7 protein-coding genes are annotated in these 17079 nt (G+C 74.4%); 2 read left to right on the top strand and 5 right to left on the bottom strand.

What is annotated here, in order from left to right; all coding sequences use genetic code 11:
* Positions 1 to 5 precede the first annotated feature (5 nt).
* The 4 genes from NX794_RS19620 to NX794_RS19605 form a co-directional block, all read right to left on the bottom strand.
* The gene (locus NX794_RS19620; RefSeq protein ID WP_258779883.1) at positions 6 to 9065 is read right to left on the bottom strand and encodes a non-ribosomal peptide synthetase; all 9060 of its coding nucleotides are present in this window, start codon (positions 9063 to 9065) and stop codon (positions 6 to 8) included.
* Positions 9065 to 13027: a non-ribosomal peptide synthetase gene (locus tag NX794_RS19615; RefSeq protein ID WP_258779882.1), complete on the bottom strand. Its 3963-nt coding sequence runs from the start codon at positions 13025 to 13027 to the stop codon at positions 9065 to 9067. The genes NX794_RS19620 and NX794_RS19615 overlap by 1 nt, the downstream gene beginning before the upstream one ends.
* A gap of 429 nt (positions 13028 to 13456) precedes the next feature.
* Positions 13457 to 14614 carry an FAD-dependent oxidoreductase gene (locus NX794_RS19610; RefSeq protein WP_258779881.1) on the bottom strand — a complete coding sequence of 386 codons (1158 nt, stop codon included), beginning with the start codon at positions 14612 to 14614 and terminating at the stop codon, positions 13457 to 13459.
* 233 nt (positions 14615 to 14847) lie between these two features.
* Positions 14848 to 15036, bottom strand: a complete 189-nt coding sequence (locus tag NX794_RS19605; protein WP_258779880.1) for a hypothetical protein — start codon at positions 15034 to 15036, stop codon at positions 14848 to 14850.
* A gap of 132 nt (positions 15037 to 15168) precedes the next feature.
* Here NX794_RS19605 and NX794_RS19600 point away from each other — a divergent pair, with 132 nt between their 5' ends.
* Entirely contained in the window at positions 15169 to 15906 is a 738-nt protein-coding gene (locus NX794_RS19600; RefSeq protein ID WP_258779879.1) for an SDR family oxidoreductase, read from the top strand.
* Between the two features lie 164 nt (positions 15907 to 16070).
* Here the strand turns inward: NX794_RS19600 and NX794_RS19595 are convergent, their stop codons facing one another.
* Complete coding sequence (locus NX794_RS19595; protein WP_258779878.1) at positions 16071 to 16493, bottom strand: glycosyl hydrolase; 423 nt, start codon at positions 16491 to 16493, stop codon at positions 16071 to 16073.
* Positions 16494 to 16656: 163 nt separating this feature from the next.
* Between NX794_RS19595 and NX794_RS19590 the strand changes: the two genes are divergently transcribed.
* On the top strand, positions 16657 to 17064 hold the full coding sequence (locus tag NX794_RS19590; protein WP_428985933.1) for a thiol-disulfide oxidoreductase DCC family protein: 408 nt from the start codon (positions 16657 to 16659) through the stop codon (positions 17062 to 17064).
* Positions 17065 to 17079: the final 15 nt, after the last annotated feature.

Here is a 17079-nt window from a genome sequence, read left to right as displayed (position 1 = left end):
TGGGTTCAGGGGTGGGCGGGGCGGGTCGGTGCTTCGTCGGCGTGGGCCGCGAGGGTGGCGGCGACGGCCCGCACGTGGGGTTCGGCGACGAGTTCGTAGTGCGTGGCGTCGACGTGGTGGAGCGCGTACGGCGCGGGCAGGTGGGCGTCCCACGCGCCCGGGGCGGCCGGCTCGGGGGCGAGGACGCCGTCCTCGACGGGACGGCCGGCGAGCCACACGGTGGCGGGAGTTCTTTCGAGCCGGGGCGGGTGGTGTCCGGCCATGACCGCGAGGTTGGCACGGCAGCAGTCGGCGAGGCGTTCGGCGTAGGCCCGGCCGGAACGGCTCGGCGCGCCGCCCTCGTTGCCCGTCAGCTCGCGCGCGAAGACGGCGTCGACCTGCTGATCGTCGTAGGCGGCGAGCCGGTCGCCCGCGTCCGGCGGCGGCGGGTCCAGCAGGTGCACGGAGTCGGCGGGCCGGCCGTCGGCCTCGGCGAGCGCGGCCATGGACAGGGCGGTCCAGGCGCCGAACGACCAGCCGGCCAGCCGCAGTCGGCGGTCCGGTTCGGGGAAGGCCGCGCGCACGGCCTCCAGGTAGTGGGCGGCGCGGTCGGTGATGGAGTGGGCGGGCAGGGCGGGGTCGCGCAGTCGCGGGTCGGCGATCAGGCAGACCGTCGGCTCGTCGGGGAGGGCGGCGACGAGCGGGCGGTAGGCCTGGATGTCACCGCCGATCGGATGGACGAGGCAGAGCACGTCCCGGCCGGTGCCGTGCTGCCAGACCTCGACGTCCACGCCGGCGGCGGCCGGGGTGCCCGCGCTCAGGTGGCCGAGGATCTCGGCCAGGCTCACTTGGTGGCTGAGCCGGGACAGTTCGATGTCGGTGCCGTAGCGGCGTTTCACCTCGTCGAGCAGTTCGATCAGGGTGAGCGAGTCGGCGCCGAGGTCGTAGAGAGCCGCGCCTGGGTCGAGGGTGTCCACGCCGAGCAGGTCGAGCAGGATCTCGGCGAGGTCGGCGGCGGGGTCGCCGTGCGGGGCGGTGGACGTGGTGCGCGGTGCGGCGGCCGGTTCGTAGAAGTGGTGTGCCTGGTCCAGGGGTGTGGTGCTGACCAGCAGGTGGGGCAGGCGCAGGTGCAGGGCCTGCGCGAAGACCGCCGCGCCGTCGCCGGGGGTGAGCGCCACGGCGAGGTGGTCGCGGTGGCGGGCGTCGGCGGCCTCGGTGTGCTGGGCCATGCCCACCTCGCGCCAGGCGTCCCACGCGATGCTCAGGCGCGCGGTGGTGTCCGGTCCTTCGGCGGGCGCGTGGTGGGCGCAGGCGTCCAGGAAGGCGTTGGCCGCCGCGTAGTCGAACTGTCCGACTCCCCCGTACCGGGCGGCCATCGAGGAGCAGTAGGCGGCGTAGTCGGGGCGGTGTGCGGCGATGAGCCGCTCGGTGAGCAGGGCGCCGCGCAGTTTGGCGGTGGTGGCGCGGCGGGCGGTCGCGGGGTCGCGGCGGGCGAGGAGGCGGCCGTCGGGCGTGCCGACCGCGTGCACGATGCCGGTGAGGTTCCGCAGGTGCGGGGCGAGCCGGTCGGCGAGGGACGGCAGATCCTCGCTGGCGAGGTCCGCCGCTACGTGCGTGACGCGGTCCCGGTGGGTGAGGAGCGCCGACGGGATGCCGGTCCCGCGCGCGACCAGGACGACCCGATTGCCCGGGTCCTCCAGCAGTCGCGCGGCCAGGGTGCCGCCGATGCCGCCGGTGCCGCCGAGGATGAGGTGCGTGCCGGTGGCTACGGCACGGAGGGCGGCCGGGTCCGGTGGGGGGACGGTGACGGGCTGGTCGGTGCGGTGCCACCAGAAGCCGTCGCGCAGGGCGGTGGCCGTCGCGCCGGGCGTCGCGCCGAGCAGCAGGTCGGGCAGGTGGGCCGCCCAGCGGGCCGGGTCCGGCGCGGGCAGGTCGGCCCAGCGGGGTGCCACCCCGAGTTCCTGGCGCGGGACGTCGAGGGCCGCGGCGAGCAGGGCGGCCGTGGGGGTGTCGACGGTGCCGCCGGCCGGCTGGGCCCCGTGGGTCAGCAGCCAGACGCGCGGCCGGTGCGCGTCCGGGCGGTCGGCGAGGACGCGGGCGAGGACCGCGACGGTGTCGAGGCAGGCCCACTGGGCGGTCTCCACGGCTCCCTCGTCCAGGCCGGTGCCGAGGGACAGGGGCAGCGCGTGCAGCCAGTCGATGCCGGCGGCGGCCGTCGGGGCGAGGCGGTCCAGCAGGGCGGCCAGGTGGCCGGGGTCGGCCGGGTCGGCCGTGCAGTGGTCCCCGGTGAGGGCGGTGAGGGCCTGTCCGGCGCGGACGGTCACCACGCGGGCGTAGTGCCGCTCCAGGAACCGCCAGGACGTGGCGTCGTCCTCGGCCGCCACGACCACGACGGCGGTGCGCGGGGAGGCGGCGGCACCGGTGCGGGCGCGGCGCAGCCGGGTCCACACGGGCTGGTGCAGCCACTGGTCGGCGGGCAGCCGGCGCGGGCGCGGGGTGTCGTCGGCCGGTCGCTCGGCCTGCTCGGGGCGGGGTGTGCGGGGTGCGCGGGGGAAGTCGTACTCGGCGGTGTCGAAGGCGGGTGGCGGGAAGTCCCAGGGCGCGGGGGCGGGACCGCCGTCCGGCGGGGGGAGGAGGTGGCCGTCGGTCCAGGCGCGGGCGAGCGCGTGCGGGTCCCTCTCCTGTTCCCGGGCGGGAAGCGGGTCGCGCGGTGTCGTGATGTCGAAGTCGGAGGTCAGCCAGGCGACGGCGGAGGCCGCTTCCGGGCAGACCGCCGCCGCGCGCCGGCTCAACGCCGGTCGGCCCGTCTGGAGATGGCGCAGGACACGCGGGTAGGCCGCCGGGTGCGCTTCGAGGTAGGCGGCGACGCGTCGGGCGTCCTCGCGGACCGCCGCCGTGGAACTGCCGGACAGCACCAGGCAGGGCAGCGGCTCGCCCGGGGAGGTGTCCGTGCCGTCGCCCGGGTGTTCCAGGAGCACATGGGCGTTGGTGCCGCCGATGCCGAAGCTGCTCACCGCGGCCACTCGGGGCACGTCCCGCGGCCAGGGTTCGGCCGTGACGGGGATGCGGAACGGGCCGTCGGCGATCTCGGGGTTGAGCCGGCCGAAGTCGGCCGTGGGCGGGACGGTCCCGTGGTGGACGGCGAGCACCGCGCGGACCAGGCCGACGACTCCCGCCGCCGCGCCCAGGTGGCCGATCTGGCTCTTCACGGAGGACAGGGCCACCCGCGCGTCGTCCGTGAGGCCGTACGCCTGGCGGAGCGCGGTGGCCTCCACCGGGTCCCCGAGCCGGGTGCCGGTGCCATGGGCCTCGACGTATCCCAGGTCGGTGCCCCGGCGTCCGCTGCGGGCGAGCGCCGCCCGGATCGCCTCGCGCTGTCCGGCCAGGGCGGGGGCGCTGTAACCGAGCTTGTCGCCACCGTCGTTGTTGACGCCGGAGCCGGTGACGACGGCGTATACGGTGTCGCCGTCGCGGCGGGCGGCGGAGAGCGGCTTGAGGACGACGGTGGCGGCGCCGCTTCCCCCGACGGTGCCCTGGGCATCCGCGTCGAAGGGCCGGCAGTGTCCGTCGGGCGAGAAGATGTGCTGGGGCCGGTAGGTGTAGCCGTCGGTGAGTTCGGTGTCGATCAGCACCCCGCCGACGAGCATCACGTCGGCGTCGCCCTGCCGCAGCATCCCCGTGGCGACGTGCACGCCGACGAGCGAGCTGGAGCAGGCGGACTGGACCGTGAGCGCGGGCCCGGTGAGGCCGAGGTGGTAGGCGGCCTTGGTGGCGAGGAAGTCCTTCTCGTGGTGCAGGGCCAGCCGGAAGCCGTCGGGCAGCGCGTCGGGGTCGCCCTCGCGCAGCATCCGCTGGAAGTAGGTGTTCTCCCCGCAGGAGGCGACCAGTCCGATCCGCTGCGCCCCCGGGTCGCCGAGCCCGGCGTGCGCGAGGGCTTCCACGCAGTTCATCAGCAGGTGCCGCTGCTGGGGATCCATCAGCCGGGCTTCTTGCGGGCTGATCGTGAAACGGCCGGGGTCGAAGGCGAGCAGCCCCGCCACCTGGCTGCGGGCGCCCACGCGTCCGTCCTCCGCCGCGAAGTGCTCGATGCCGCGCCGCCCGGAGACGACCAGATCCCAGAAGGCGGCGAGGTCGGGGGCGCCGGGCAGCCGGACGGCCATGCCGACGACGGCCACGGGTTCGTCGGCGCGGTGGTACGGCGTGAGCGGCGCCGCCTCTCCGGCATGGTCGGGGCCGTCGAGGAGCCGGGCCAGGGCGCGCGGGGTGACGTGTTCGAACAGGTCGGGCACGGTGAACGGCAGGTCGCCCTCCCCCGCGCATCGCAACTGGAAGCGCATCAGGTCGAGGCTGGTCGCGCCCGCGTCGAAGAACCGCTGGTCCGGGGCGACCGTCCGGCCCGTGACGCTCTCGAACAGCTCGGTGAGCCGCCGTTCCAGCGGGCTGAGGGCCGCCGTCGTACCGGCCGGTCCGCGCAGGTCGTGGCCGGGGGCGGTCAGCGCGGCCCGGCGGTCCGCCTTGCCGCTGGGGGTGCGTGGCAGCTCGGACAGCCGGCGGAAGCGGGCGACCCGGATGTGGGCGGGCAGCAGACGCGCCAGGTGCCCGGCGAGTTCCGCGGGGTCGGGGTCCTCGCTCCGGCACTGGAGCGCCGCCACCAGCCGCCCGTCCGCCACCACCGCGAGGGCGTTGGTCACACCGGGGAACCGCAGCAGGGCGGCCTCCACCTGTCCCAGCTCCAGCCGGTGCCCGCCGAGCTTGACCTGGCCGTCGTCGCGGCCGGCGTAGTGCAGCAGGCCCTCCGCGTCGAAGCGGGCCTGGTCGCCGGTGCGGTAGAAGGTGCCGAGGTCCGGGTCGTCGAGGAACCGGCCCTCGTGGGCGGCGGCGTCGCCCAGGTAGCAGCGTCCGGCCATCGGGCCGCCGACGAGCAGTTCGCCGGTGACGCCGGGCGGCACGGGCAGCCCGTGCTCGTCCACCACGCGGAGCACCGCGTGCGACACGGGCCGGCCGATGGCGGGCCGGGCCGGCCAGTGGGCCGGGTCGCCGTCGAGGCACAGACCGGTGACGACGTGGGTCTCGGTCGGGCCGTAGTGGTTGAACAGACGCGCTCCGGGCAGGCCGGCGAACCAGCGGCGGATCGCGTCGGTGCACACCAACTGCTCGCCCGCCGTGATGACTTCGCGGAGCCTGGAGGGGAAGCGGCCGGTGCGCACGCCGTGTTCGGCGAGCAGTTGCAGGGCCACGTACGGCAGGAAGATCCGCTCCGCTCCCCCGCTCTCCAACTGCTCCAGCAGCGCCGGGACGTCCTGCCGCCAGGCGGGCCGTACGAGCCGCAGCAGGCCACCGGAGCAGAGGGTGGTGAGGATCTCCTGGAAGGAGACGTCGAAGGAGAGCATGGAGAACTGCTGGGTGACGGCGAGCCGTTCGAGTCCGCCCTCGGTGCGCTGCCAGGTGAGCAGGTTGCACAGGGTCGAATCCGGGACCTGGACGCCCTTGGGGGTGCCGGTGGACCCGGAGGTGAAGAGGGTGTACAGGGGTCGCAGGGCGGGGTGTTGGTGAGGTACCGGGGCGGACTGCGGGTCGGCGGCCAGGGTGAGCGGGTGTCTGGGCAGGTCCGGTGGCGCGAGGGCGTCGAGCGCCGCCAGGTCGCCGGGGGCGGCCAGGACGCAGAGGGGGTCGGCCTGGTCGAGTACGTGCCGCAGCAGGGCCGGCGGGTAGGCGGGGTCCAGGGGGACGACGGTGACGTTGAGCCGGGCGGCGGCCAGCAGGGCGACGACGTGTTCGGCGGACGGCTGGAGGTAGAGCGCGATGCTCGCCGGGGCGGCGGGGTCGGAGGGGACGCGGGCGCGCAGGGCGGCGGCCAACTCGTTCGTCTGCGCGTCGAGTTCGGCGTAGGTGAGGCTCACCTCCCCTGCGTGGACGGCCGGTGCGTCGGGGGTGCGGGCCACCTGCCGGGCGAAGCCCTCTGCGACGGTGGTGAAGTCGGGTTCCGGAGTGCTGCCTCGGCCGTGGTCGGGCAGGGAGTTCCGGTAGGGGGCGACGAGTTCGCGCAGGGTGGTGCCCGTGCCGGCGTCCGAGGTCAGCTGGTCGAGGGCGTGCCGGAAGAGCCGTGCCGCCGCCTCGGCGCGCTCGGCGCCGAGGTCGTCGCGGTACTCCCACAGGCAGTCGAAGCCGGCTTCGTGCTCGACCACGGAGAGGGTCAGCGCGCACTTGGCGCCCAGGGGTTCGGGCCACAGCGGCCGGGTCTCGCAGCCGTCGAGGCGGAGCGCGGTGAAGCTGGTGTTCTCCAGGACGAAGAGGTAGTCGAACAGCGGGGTGCGGGCGCGCAGGGCGGGGCCGGTGAGGACGTCGGCGAGCGCGATGTCGTCGGCGGCGAGGACGGCGCGTACGGCGTCGGCGTGGGCGGAGAGGTGCCCGGCGAGGGTGTCGTCCGGTGTGGCGGCCAGGTCGAGGAGCACGGTGTTGGCGAACATGCCGACGGTGTCGGCGAATTCGGGGCGCGGCCGGTTCGCCACCGGTGCGGCGACGAGGGGGCGGTCCTGACCGGTGACGCCGTACACGCTCGCGGTGAACGCGGACACCAGGAGCTGGAATCGGGTGAGGCCGAGCCGAGCTGCCTGCCGGTCCAGCGCGGTGCGGTGGCCGAGGTCGAGGGAGGTGCGCAGCAGTCCGGCCCCTGGCCGGCCGGGTCCTTCGGGCGCGGGCAGGGCGGGCGAGGGCTCCGGTGTGCGGGTGTAGTGGGCGAGCAGTTCCGTGCGGCGCTGCGCGTAGGCGGGGGCGGTGCGCCAGGTGCCCTGCCAGCGGGCGAAGTCGAGGGGGGTGGTGGTGGGTTCGGGTCCGGGGCTCGTGCCTCGGTACAGCTCGCTGAGGTCGTGGAAGAGGAGGTTGAGGGACCAGCCGTCCACGGCCACGTGGTGCAGGTGGAGCAGCAGGAGTCCGCCGTCGCCGCGTCGTATCCAGCCCACCCGCAGCATGCGCGGGTCGGCGAGGTCGAAGCGGTGGGCGAAGAAGCGGTCGGCGGTCTCCTGCCAGGTGGCGTCCGGGTCGGTGTCCGGTGACTGCCAGGGGTCGTAGGGCGCCTCGGTGCGCTGGCGCAGGCCTTCGGGGGTGGGGACGAGCCGGGTGCGCAGCGCCGGGTGCCGTGCGACCAGGGCACGGGCCGCGCGGCGCAGGGCGGCGGGGTCCACGGGGCCTTGGGTGCGGAAGGCGAGCGGTACGTCGTAGGAGCGGTCGGCGGGGTCGCGCTGGTGCAGCAGCCAGAGGCGTTCCTGCTCGCTGGTGGCCGGCGCGTCCGGCTCGCCGCTGCCGGCCGGGACGGGCGGGTAGGTTCCCGCCGCCGCGCCGGGGTCGTGGACGGCGTCGGCCAGGGTGGCGAAGTCGGCGCGCAGCACGAGGTCCTGGGGGAGGTCGGCGCCGAAGCGGCCGAGGATCTCGAAGCGGAACCGGAGTGCTTTCAGGGAGTCGCCGCCGCTCGGTATCCAGCGGTCGCCGGGGCGCAGTCCGGTGACGGCGAGGATGTCCTCGGCGATCTCCAGTACGGGCCGCTGCGCGTCGGTGATGTCCGCCTCGCCCGGGTCGCTGCCGCGCCAGGGGGTGCCGGCGTCCCGCAGCAGGGCGGCCTCGTCGACCTTGCCGTTGGCGGTCAGCGGGAGTTCGTTCACGGGATGGGTGCGGTGCGGGCGCATGTAGGGCGGCAGGGAGGCGGCGAGGTGGTCCTGGTAGGCGGCGAAGGTGAGGTCGTCGCCGAGGACGAGGAAGGCGATCAGTTCGTTCAGGTCCGCCGCGTCGCGCCGGGTGCACACATGGGCCCGCCGGATCGCGGGGTGCGCCAGCAGCCGCCGTTCGACCTCGCCGGGCTCGATGCGGAAGCCGCGCACCTTGACCTGCCGGTCGGCCCGGCCGACGTAGGTCAGCCGGCCCTCGGCGTCCCGGCGGACCAGGTCGCCGGTGCGGTACCAGCGGACCGGGGTCCCGTCACCGTCCGGCAGCCGGACGAAGGCGCGCTCGGTCTGGTCGGGCAGGTTGCGGTAGCCGCGGGCCAGGGCGGGGCCGGACAGCCAGAGTTCGGCCACCTCGCCGGGCTCGGCGGGGCGTCCGTCGCCGGTGCGCGGCAGGACGCCGGTGCCGGGCAGCGCGGTGCCGATGGGGACGTCGTCGCCGGTGAAGTCGCGCGGGATGGGGTGGCACAGGGCGAAGGTCGTGGCCTCCGTCGGCCCGTACGCGTTGTGCAGGACGGTGCGCGCAGTCGGGTTGGCCTCGTACCAGCGGCGGATCAGGGGGGCGTTGAGGCGTTCACCGCCGACGAGCACCCGGGCGGTGTCGGCGAAGCAGCCGGGCACCTTCTCCACGACCGCGTTGAACAGGGCGACGGTGATGAACAGCGTGTCGACGCGGCGGGCGCGCAGGGCGTCGGCGAACCGGTGCGGGCTGTGCACCTCGGTGTCGTCGAGGACGACGCAGGTGCCACCGGTCAGCAGCGGGGTCCAGACCTCGAAACTGAGCGCGTCGAAGGCGGGGTTGGACAGGCAGGCGTACCGGGCGCCCGGCGGCAGGTCGATGTAGCCGGGCTGAGCCAGCCGCAGGACGCCGTCGTCGGTGACCTCGACACCCTTGGGACGGCCGGTGCTGCCGGAGGTGTAGAAGACGAAGGCGGCGGCGTCGGGTGCGGCGCCGTCCGCCAACGGGTGTGCTTCCGGGGCCGGTTCGAGCGGGGTGAGGAGCGCTTCGGCGGACACCTCGTCGGACGCGCTCGTCTCCTCGCGGATCACCGTCACGGCGGCGCTGTCCCGGAGGATGTGGCGCTGCCGGTCGGCCGGGCTGAGCCGGTCCAGCGGTACGACGGTGGCGCCGGCCCGGCGGATGCCGAGCAGGACGCAGACCAGGTGCCAGGAGCGGGGCAGGGCGACGGCGACGGCCTGTCCGGGACGAACGCCCAGCGCGTGCAGCCGTGCGGCCACCCGGCCGCTGAGCAGGTCGAGTTCGGCGTAGTCGAGCAGCCGGGTGCCGTCCTCGACGGCCACGGCGCGGGGTGTGCGGCGGGCCTGGGCGAGGACGGCGCCGGCGAGCGGGCCGGGGTGAGTGTGCTGGTTCATCACGCCTCCCGCGCGGACGTGGCCAGGGCTCGCGCGTCGGCGCGGCCGGTGCCGTGGTGGACCAGTTCGGCGGTGAGCAGTGCGCCGACGCGGATGGCCTGGTCGCCTTCGAGGACTTCCCAGTGGTCGCATTCCAGCGTCTCGACGCGGAACTCGCCCTCGGCCCGCCGCCGCCAGAACTCCCGTACCTCCGCGTGGAAGGGGGTGTCGGCGCCGTCGGGTACGGCCTGGGCGAGGACCAGGCGGGCCGGGGATGCGGCCGGCAGGTGGTCGCGGGCGGTCAGCCGGTTGTGGTTGTAGATCCGGTAGTACCGCTCGACCTGCGCGTCGTCGATGCCGGGGTACATCCCGTTGAACCGGACGAGCTTGTCGCGGAACTCGGCGGGGTCGACGGCCGTGATCTCCGCGCGGGCGGCGGCGTCGTCGGTGGCCTGCGTGTCGAGCAGCACGACGCTCACGTCCCGGCGCCCGGCCCGGCCGAGGAGGCGTCCCATCTCGTGGGCGACGAGGCCGCCGTAGGACAGTCCGGTGAGGACGAGGGGGCCGTCGCCGAGGGGTTCGAGCAGCCGCAGGTAGGCCTCGGCCATCGCCTCGACGGTCGGCAGGACGTCCTCTCCCGGGTTCACCCCGGGTGACTGGATGCCGTAGAGCCCGGCCCGCGGGGGCAGGGAGGCGGCCAGGGGCAGGTAGCAGAAGGCGGTGCCGCCGGCGGGGTGGACGCACACCACCCGGGCGCCGGTGCCGCGGCGGAACTCGATGAGGCTGCCGGGAGCACGGTCGTCGCCGTCCTCGCGCAGCAGCGCGCCGAGCGATTCGATGGTGGGCCGCAGCATGACCTCCGCGACGGGCAGCGGGCGGCCGAACGTCTCGGTGACCCGGTGAGCCATCTTGATGGCCGACAGCGAGGTGCCCCCGATGTCGAAGAAGTTGTCGCCGACGCCGATGCCGGGGTGGACCAGGATGTCCTGCCATATGCGGTACAGGGCGTGTTCGACGTGGTCGCGGGGGGCCGCGGTGTTGACCTGGTCCGAGGTGCGCTCGTGCACGAGCCGCAGCAGCTCCGCACGGTCGGCCTTGCCGCTGCGGTTCAGCGGGAGGGAGTCCAGTTCGAGGACGACGGCGGGGATCATGTAGTCCGGCAGCCGGCGGGCGAGCGCGGTGCGCGGGTCGTCGGCGCCGTGCTCCCGCGGGGCGGCCCGACCGACTCCGGCGACCAGGCGGGGCTGTCCGGCCGCGTCCCGGTCGGCGAGGACCACGGCCTCGCGGACCCCGGGCAGCGCCATGAGGGCGGCCTCGACCTCCGCCGGTTCGATACGGAAGCCGCGCAGCTTGACCTGGTCGTCGGCGCGCCCCGCGTAGTGGGCGTGGCCGTCGTGGTCCCGGCGGGCGAGGTCGCCGGTGCGGTAGAGGCGTTCACCGGGGGTGAAGGGGTCCGGGACGAAGCGTTCGTCGGTGAGGTCGGGGCGGCCGAGGTAGCCGCGGGCCAGGGACGCTCCGCCGAGGTACACCTCCCCCACCACGCCGGGCGGTACCGGGCGCATCCGGCCGTCGAGCAGGTGGAAGCGGGTTCCGGGCAGCGGGCGGCCGATGGGGCACGGCCGCTCCAGCGGGCGCGGGTCGTAGTGGGCGGTGCTGTAGAGGGTCGCCTCGGTGGGGCCGTAGCCGAAGCAGATCCGCAGGCCGGGCAGGTGCCGCGTCATCCGGTGCAGGGCGGCCTCGGTCAGGGACTCGACACCGGTCAGCAGCTTGCGCAGCGACAGGCCGCGCAGGCGTCCGGCGGGGTCCTCGTCGATCCACTTGACGTAGGCGGGCGGCAAGAACGCCTGGACTATCCGGTGCTCGCGCAGCCATGCCATCAGGGCGTCCGGGTCGGCGCGCACGTCCTCGGGGACGATGTGCACGGCCCCGCCCGTGGTCAGGGGCAGCAGCAGTTCGTGGACCGAGGCGTCGAAGCCGATGCTCGACCAGGCCGAACCGGCCTCGCCGGGCGCGGCGCCCATCCGGTCCTGCCAGGTCGCGAACAGGTTGAGGACGCTGCGGTGTTCCACGGCGACGCCCTTGGGCCGGCCCGTGGACCCGGAGGTGAAGATGACGTAGGCCAGGCGGTCCGGAGCGCGCCCGGTGCCGGCGGGCGGGATCTCCGCGGTCGCGCCCTCGGATTCCACGGCGGCGAGGTCCAGCCATTCGTCGGGGCGGTCCCCGGGCGCGTGGTCGCTGAGTACGACGGGGCAGGCCGCGTCGGCGACCATGCCGGTGAGCCGTTCGCGGGGCTGCTGGGGGTCGAGCGGGAGGTAGGCGGCGCCCGCCTTGAGGATGCCGAGGATGCCGACGGCCAGGTCGCGGGTGCGGCGGGCGTGCAGGCCCACGACGTCCCCGGGGCGCACCGCCCGGGCGGCGAGGGCGTGGGCGAGCCGGTTGGCGCGCCGGTCGAGTACGGCGTACCCCAGGGTGCCGTCCCGGTCCACCACGGCGGTCCGGTCGGGGTGCCGGCGGGCCTGGGACTCGAAGAGGGAGGCGATCCCGTCGGCGGTGCGCAGGGCGGCCGACGCGGGGTCGGTGGGGGCGAGGGCCGTGGCGTCGCCCTCGCGGATCAGTCGGAGCCGCTCGTCCGGGCCCATCAGCTCCAGGTCCCTGACGTCGCGTTCGGGGTGCCGGGTCAGGTCGGTGAGCAGATGGCACAGGTGGGAGGCCCAGCGCTGGGCGGTGGTGTGGTCGAGGAGCGCCGAGGCGTAGTCGAGGTGCCCGGTGATCCCGCCCTGTGACTCGGTCGCCGCCAGGGCGAGGTCGAACTTGGCCGGGGCGTCGGCGATGGGGAGCGGTGCGGCCTCGACGCCGGGCAGCCGCAGCAGGTCGTGCCGGTCGGGCACCCAGGCCAGCATGGTCTGGAACACGGGGGTGCGGGAGGCGCTGCGCGGCGGGTTGACCAGTTCGACGACGCGCTCGAAGGGCAGGTCCTGGTGGGCGAGGGCGTCGCGTACGGCGGTGCGGGTGCGGGTCAGTGCCTCGGACGCGGTGGGCGCGCCGGACAGGTCGACGCGCAACGGCAGGGAGTTGACGAGGAAGCCGATGAGCGCGGCGGCGCCGGGTCCGCGACGGCCGGCGACCGGGCTGCCGACAACGATGTCCTCCTGGCCCGACAGCCGGGACAGCAGCACCGACCAGCCGGTCAGCAGGGCCACGAACAGGGTGGCGCCGTGCCGGCGCGCCAGACCGCGCAGGGCGGTGGTGGTGTCGGCGTCGAGGGTGAACTCGACGCGCCCGCCCGTGTAGTCCTGCTCGGCCGGGCGGGGTCTGTCCGTGGGCAGTTCGAGCGCGACGGGCGCGTCCCGCAGGGCCTGCTTCCAGTACTGCTCCTGGGCCGCGAGGCCGCCGCCGAGAACCGCCTCACGCTGGGCGTGTGCGTGGTCGGCGTACTGGGCGGGAAGCGCGGGCAGGGGGTCGGGGGCGCCGGTGAGCGAGGCGGCGTAGAGCTCGCCGGCCTCCCGCATCATCACGTTCATCGACGCGCCGTCGTAGACGCTGTGATGGAACGTCAGGAGGAGTACGTGGCGTTCGGCGCCGAGGATCAGCAGGCTGCCCCGTCCGAGCGGGCCGTGCTCCAGGTCGAACGGCCGGGCGGCCTCTTGCTGTTGGCGTCGCGTCACGGTGGCGTCCGGGTCGGCCTCACCGGTCAGGTCCTCGCAGGCGAGGGCGAATCCGCTGCCCGGCGGGTCGATGTGCTGGACGACTCCGCCGGCCTCGGCCACCAGGCGGGTACGCAGCGTTTCATGGCGTTCCGTCAGTCTGTCGAAGGCCGCTCGCAGGGCGTGCCGGTCGAGTGGGCCGGTGAGCGTGAAGGCGATGGTCTCGTTGTAGGCGACGCTCGCTCCGGGGAGCTGGGCCAGGAACCACAGGCGCTGCTGGGCGAAGGAGGCGGGGCGGACCGTGGGCGCGGGCCGGACGGGACGAGGGACGGGCTGCACCGGCAAGGCCTGACCTTCCTGTCGGGGTGGGACCGGGGAGGAACTGGGCGCACTGAAGGACGGCACCTCGCGCGACTCCGTGAAGGGGGAGGGAATTCCCGGCCGGGATGCTCGGGAGCCGGGGATTTTCGAGAGGTCTTCCGGGAAAGGGACGTCGGTCAGCTGGTCACGACGTCGTGTGGGTCCAGCGAATCATTGGGGGGTTCCGTGACACGCTGTGATCCTCAATTACCGGCGAAGGACAAGTCAACACTTGACTTTCGCGGCCCAGTTCACGTATCCGCCGATGTGGACTGGCGGTTGCCGTCTCCGTCGCGGGTAAGGCCCCGCCTGGCAGCCATACCAGCCCGAATTGACTTATTCAGGCTGAAATGGCTTGCCGATGTCCATTCTTCCGCCACCCGGGATGCTGACGGGCCCTACGTCAGATCACTGCGGCGTGCCGCCCCGAGTGCTCCTTCGGTGTTCAACGATCATGTCGACCAGAGCTTGCGGCGGGTTGTCGCCGAACACCGGCTCCATGAGGACGGCCAGGTCTTCGTCGGCGGCCTCTCTCATGCGCGTGAACATGGCCTGCTCGTAGATGCTCAACGCGGCCTCGGCATCGCCGGGCTGGGCGGCGATGGCGCCGGCCAGTTCGGCGCCGTCGAGCATGGCCAGGTTGGCGCCCTCACCGTTCGGGGCACTCAGGTGTGCGGCGTCGCCGATCAGGGTGATCCCCGGCACCCGGTCCCAGCGGTGGCCGTCCGGGAGGGCGTAGTGCGGGCGCAGCACCGGCGCGGTGTCGGCGTCGGTGATCAGCGCGGTCAGCTCCGGCGCCCAGCCGTCGAACTCCTCCGCTATCCGCTGGACGGCCGCGGGGGCGTCCGTGAAGTCGATGGCGGCGAACCACTCCAGCGGCTTGGTCAGCTGCACGTACGTGTGCAGGGTGTCGCCGCTCTCGCGATGGGCGTGGATCGCGTTGTCCCGGGCGGGGGCGATCATGGACCCGCCGCCGACGGCCTTCGCGGCGGCGGCGTGCCGGGTGTCGGCGTCGAACAGGTAGACCTCCACGAACGCCGTGCCGAGGTACTCGGGGTGCGCGTCGGTGAGCAGCGGCCGGACCCGCGACCACGCGCCGTCCGCCCCGACCAGCAGGTCCGTGACGACCGTGGCCCCGTCGGCGAACGTGACCTCGTGACGGCCCCCGCCGAGGGACCGGACCTCGTGCACCTTGTGACCCCACCGGACGGTGCCGGCCGGCAGGGAGTCGAGCAGCATCTGCCGCAGCTCGCCGCGCTGGGCCTCGGGGCGGCCTCCCGTGCCGTCGTCGCCCTTCTCGAACACCACGGACGCGCTCCGGTCGAGGATCCGCATCGCCTGCCGTCCCGCCAGGACGATGCTCCGGAACTCCTCCAACAATCCGGCTGCTTCCAGGGCGAGTTGGCCGTTGTAGTCGTGGATGTCGAGCATTCCGCCCTGTGCGCGTGCCATCGGGGAGGCCTCCGCCTCGTAGACGGTGGACGCGATGCCGTGGACGTGCAGGACACGGGCCAGGGTGAGGCCGCCGAGTCCGGCACCGATGATCGTGACGGGGGTGGGGCGCATGGTTCCTCCTCGCGGTATGCCGCCGAGCTGGTGCCGGGCGGTACCCCTCGAAGATCCCGGTGCGCACCGACAGTTCACCGACAGAGGCCGACAGGGGGGCGACATGCGGGATGCGCGCGGTGCCGGGGTCTGTCGGAAGCGCGTCGGAGGCGTGTCGGTGGCGTGTCGGTGGCCGTCGGGCGCCGCGGTCCTCGGCAGTCCCCCGCCACCCGGCCATCGGCCCGGCCGGGGCGTCAGCGGCCGTCGCGGCGCCGTTCGTACTCCCCCACCGCGTCCAGGCAGTACTCCTCGGCCGAGTGCGGGCGCCACGGGCCGCCGAGGCGGCGGGCGGCTTCCACGCAGCGTACGTCGTCGTGCCGGGCGAGTCCGTGCACGGCGGACACCCGTACCTCGCGGTCCGGGTCGTCCAGCAGAGCGGCCATGGCTTCGGTCAGCGCGGGGGCGCGGTCCCGGCCCTGGCATGATCGATCCCCTGCGGCGCCGTCGCCGCGACGGGAAGCGCTACGCACGGGTCACCGCACTCACCCGCGCGCACCCGGAGAAGGGAGCCGGTCATGTCGGGTATCCAGGGCAAAGTCATCGCGATCACAGGTGCCAGCAGCGGCATCGGGGAGGCGACCGCAGTCCACCTCGCCGAGAAGGGCGCCCGGCTCGTGCTCGGAGCCCGGCGCGAGGAGCGGCTGAACGCCGTGGTGGACGGCATCACGGCGAAGGGCGGCACCGCCACCGGGGTCGTGGTCGACGTCACGCGCCGCGAAGACCTCCGGCGGCTGACGGACACGGCCCTCGACCGCTACGGCCGGCTCGACGTCCTCGTCTCCAACGCGGGCACGATGGCCGTCTCGCCGTTCGACGACCTGCGTCAGGACGACTGGGACGCCATGGTCGCCACCCACATCACCGGCCTGCTCAACGGCATCGGGGCGGCTCTGCCCGTCTTCCGTCGGCAGCGCTTCGGGCAGTTCGTCAACGTGGGCTCCACCGCGGCCTACGTCGTCAAGTCCCCCCAGGCGGTCTACGCGGCCACCAAGACGGCGGTGAAGGTGCTTACCGAGGGCCTGCGCCAGGAGTCGGGGCCCGACCTGCGCGTCACCCTCGTCTCACCCGGCTTCACCCATACCGAGGGCGTCGGCAAGGGAGCCGGCCCCGACGTCGCGGCCGCGATGATCCGGCAGCGTGACGAGATCGCCATGCCGCCCTCGGCGGTGGCCTCCGCCATCGGCTACGCCATCGAGCAGCCCGACGGCGTCGATGTCAGCGAGATCGTCGTCCGCCCGACCGTGCAGGCCTGATCGCGGCGAGCCAGGTCACTCGACATCGCGGCCACCGGCATCAGGGCAGTGCGCTCGGGGTGATCGCCGAACCGACGGCGGACGGGGCCGTCCGGTGCTCCGCGGGTGTGATGCCGAGAGCTGTCGTCCGGAAGGCCCCGTCCTCATGTCCTGACCGGTCCCGCTCAGTACCAGCTGGTGCAGGTGATCGCGGTGTTGTAGCCCGAGTCACCGCAGGCGCGCATCAGCTTGCCGTTGCTGTCCCGCCACGCCTCGGTCCAGACGCTGCCCCCGCTGCTGATCTCCCGCCAGCCCAGCTGGGGCTCCCAGGTCCGGCCGCCGTCGCTGCTGCGGTCCACCCAGACGTGCATGCCGGGCGCGCCTCCGACGATGCGGCCCCAGGCGCAGGTGCTGTTTCCCGAGCCGTTCGCGCGCAGTTCGATGCCCTGGCCCCTGCCGCCGAACGCGGTGCGCACCGTCCTGCCGTTGTCGTTGTTGCAGCCGTCGGCGGCGCTGGCCGCCGGGGCGCCGACCAGGCTCAGCAGGCCGGACAGCAGCGCCGCGGCCGACAGAGCGGCCGCCGTCTTCTTACTCGTACTCGTACGCATCGTTCGTTTCCCCTCGTTCACGGCCAGCGGCCGTCGTAGTCGGTGATCGAAGTCTGCGGAAGCGGGGGGCCGGCGCCCACCCCGGACAACATAGGTTGACAAGGAGAGCGGCGGTCGGCGGTCGGTTTCGCGGGGGCCGCGGACGGCGCGCATCATGGAGGGCGTGCGCACCCGACCTGTGCTGGTCTACGACGGTGACTGCGGCTTCTGCACGGCCTCGGTGGCCCTCGCGCGGCGGTGGATCAGACCGCGCTGCGACATCGCGGCCCGCCAGTGGGCGGACCTGGAAGACCTGGGTGTCGCACCGGAGCGGGCCGAGTACGAGGCGCTGTGGGTGACGCCCGACGGCAGGGTGTGCGGCGGCGCCCAGGCGGTCGCCGGGTTGTTGTCGAGCGCGCGCGGCGTCTGGCCCGTCGCGGGCGCCGTGCTGCGGCTGCCGCCGGTGCGCTGGGCCGCCCACGGGGTGTACCGGCTCGTCGCCCGCAACCGGCACCGGCTGCCCGGGGGCACGCCGGCCTGTGCGCTTCCGGCCGGCCGTGGACCGGGAGGGCGCTCGCCTTCGAGGACGTAGAAGTACTGCCGAACC

The organism is Streptomyces pyxinicus (assembly GCF_024753135.1).
GTDB classification, from domain to species: Bacteria; Actinomycetota; Actinomycetes; order Streptomycetales; family Streptomycetaceae; genus Streptomyces; species Streptomyces pyxinicus.
This window is presented reverse-complemented; position numbering and strand designations above follow the sequence as displayed.

What these genes read in the sequence shown, in the direction of transcription:
- NX794_RS19610 (WP_258779881.1), bottom strand. Translation starts at nt 14,614, where the DNA reads ATGCGCCCCACCCCCGTCACGATCATCGGTGCCGGACTCGGCGGCCTC.
- NX794_RS19595 (WP_258779878.1), bottom strand. Translation starts at nt 16,493, where the DNA reads ATGCGTACGAGTACGAGTAAGAAGACGGCGGCCGCTCTGTCGGCCGCG.
- NX794_RS19620 (WP_258779883.1), bottom strand. Translation starts at nt 9,065, where the DNA reads ATGAACCAGCACACTCACCCCGGCCCGCTCGCCGGCGCCGTCCTCGCC.
- NX794_RS19600 (WP_258779879.1), top strand. Translation starts at nt 15,169, where the DNA reads ATGTCGGGTATCCAGGGCAAAGTCATCGCGATCACAGGTGCCAGCAGC.
- NX794_RS19605 (WP_258779880.1), bottom strand. Translation starts at nt 15,036, where the DNA reads ATGGCCGCTCTGCTGGACGACCCGGACCGCGAGGTACGGGTGTCCGCC.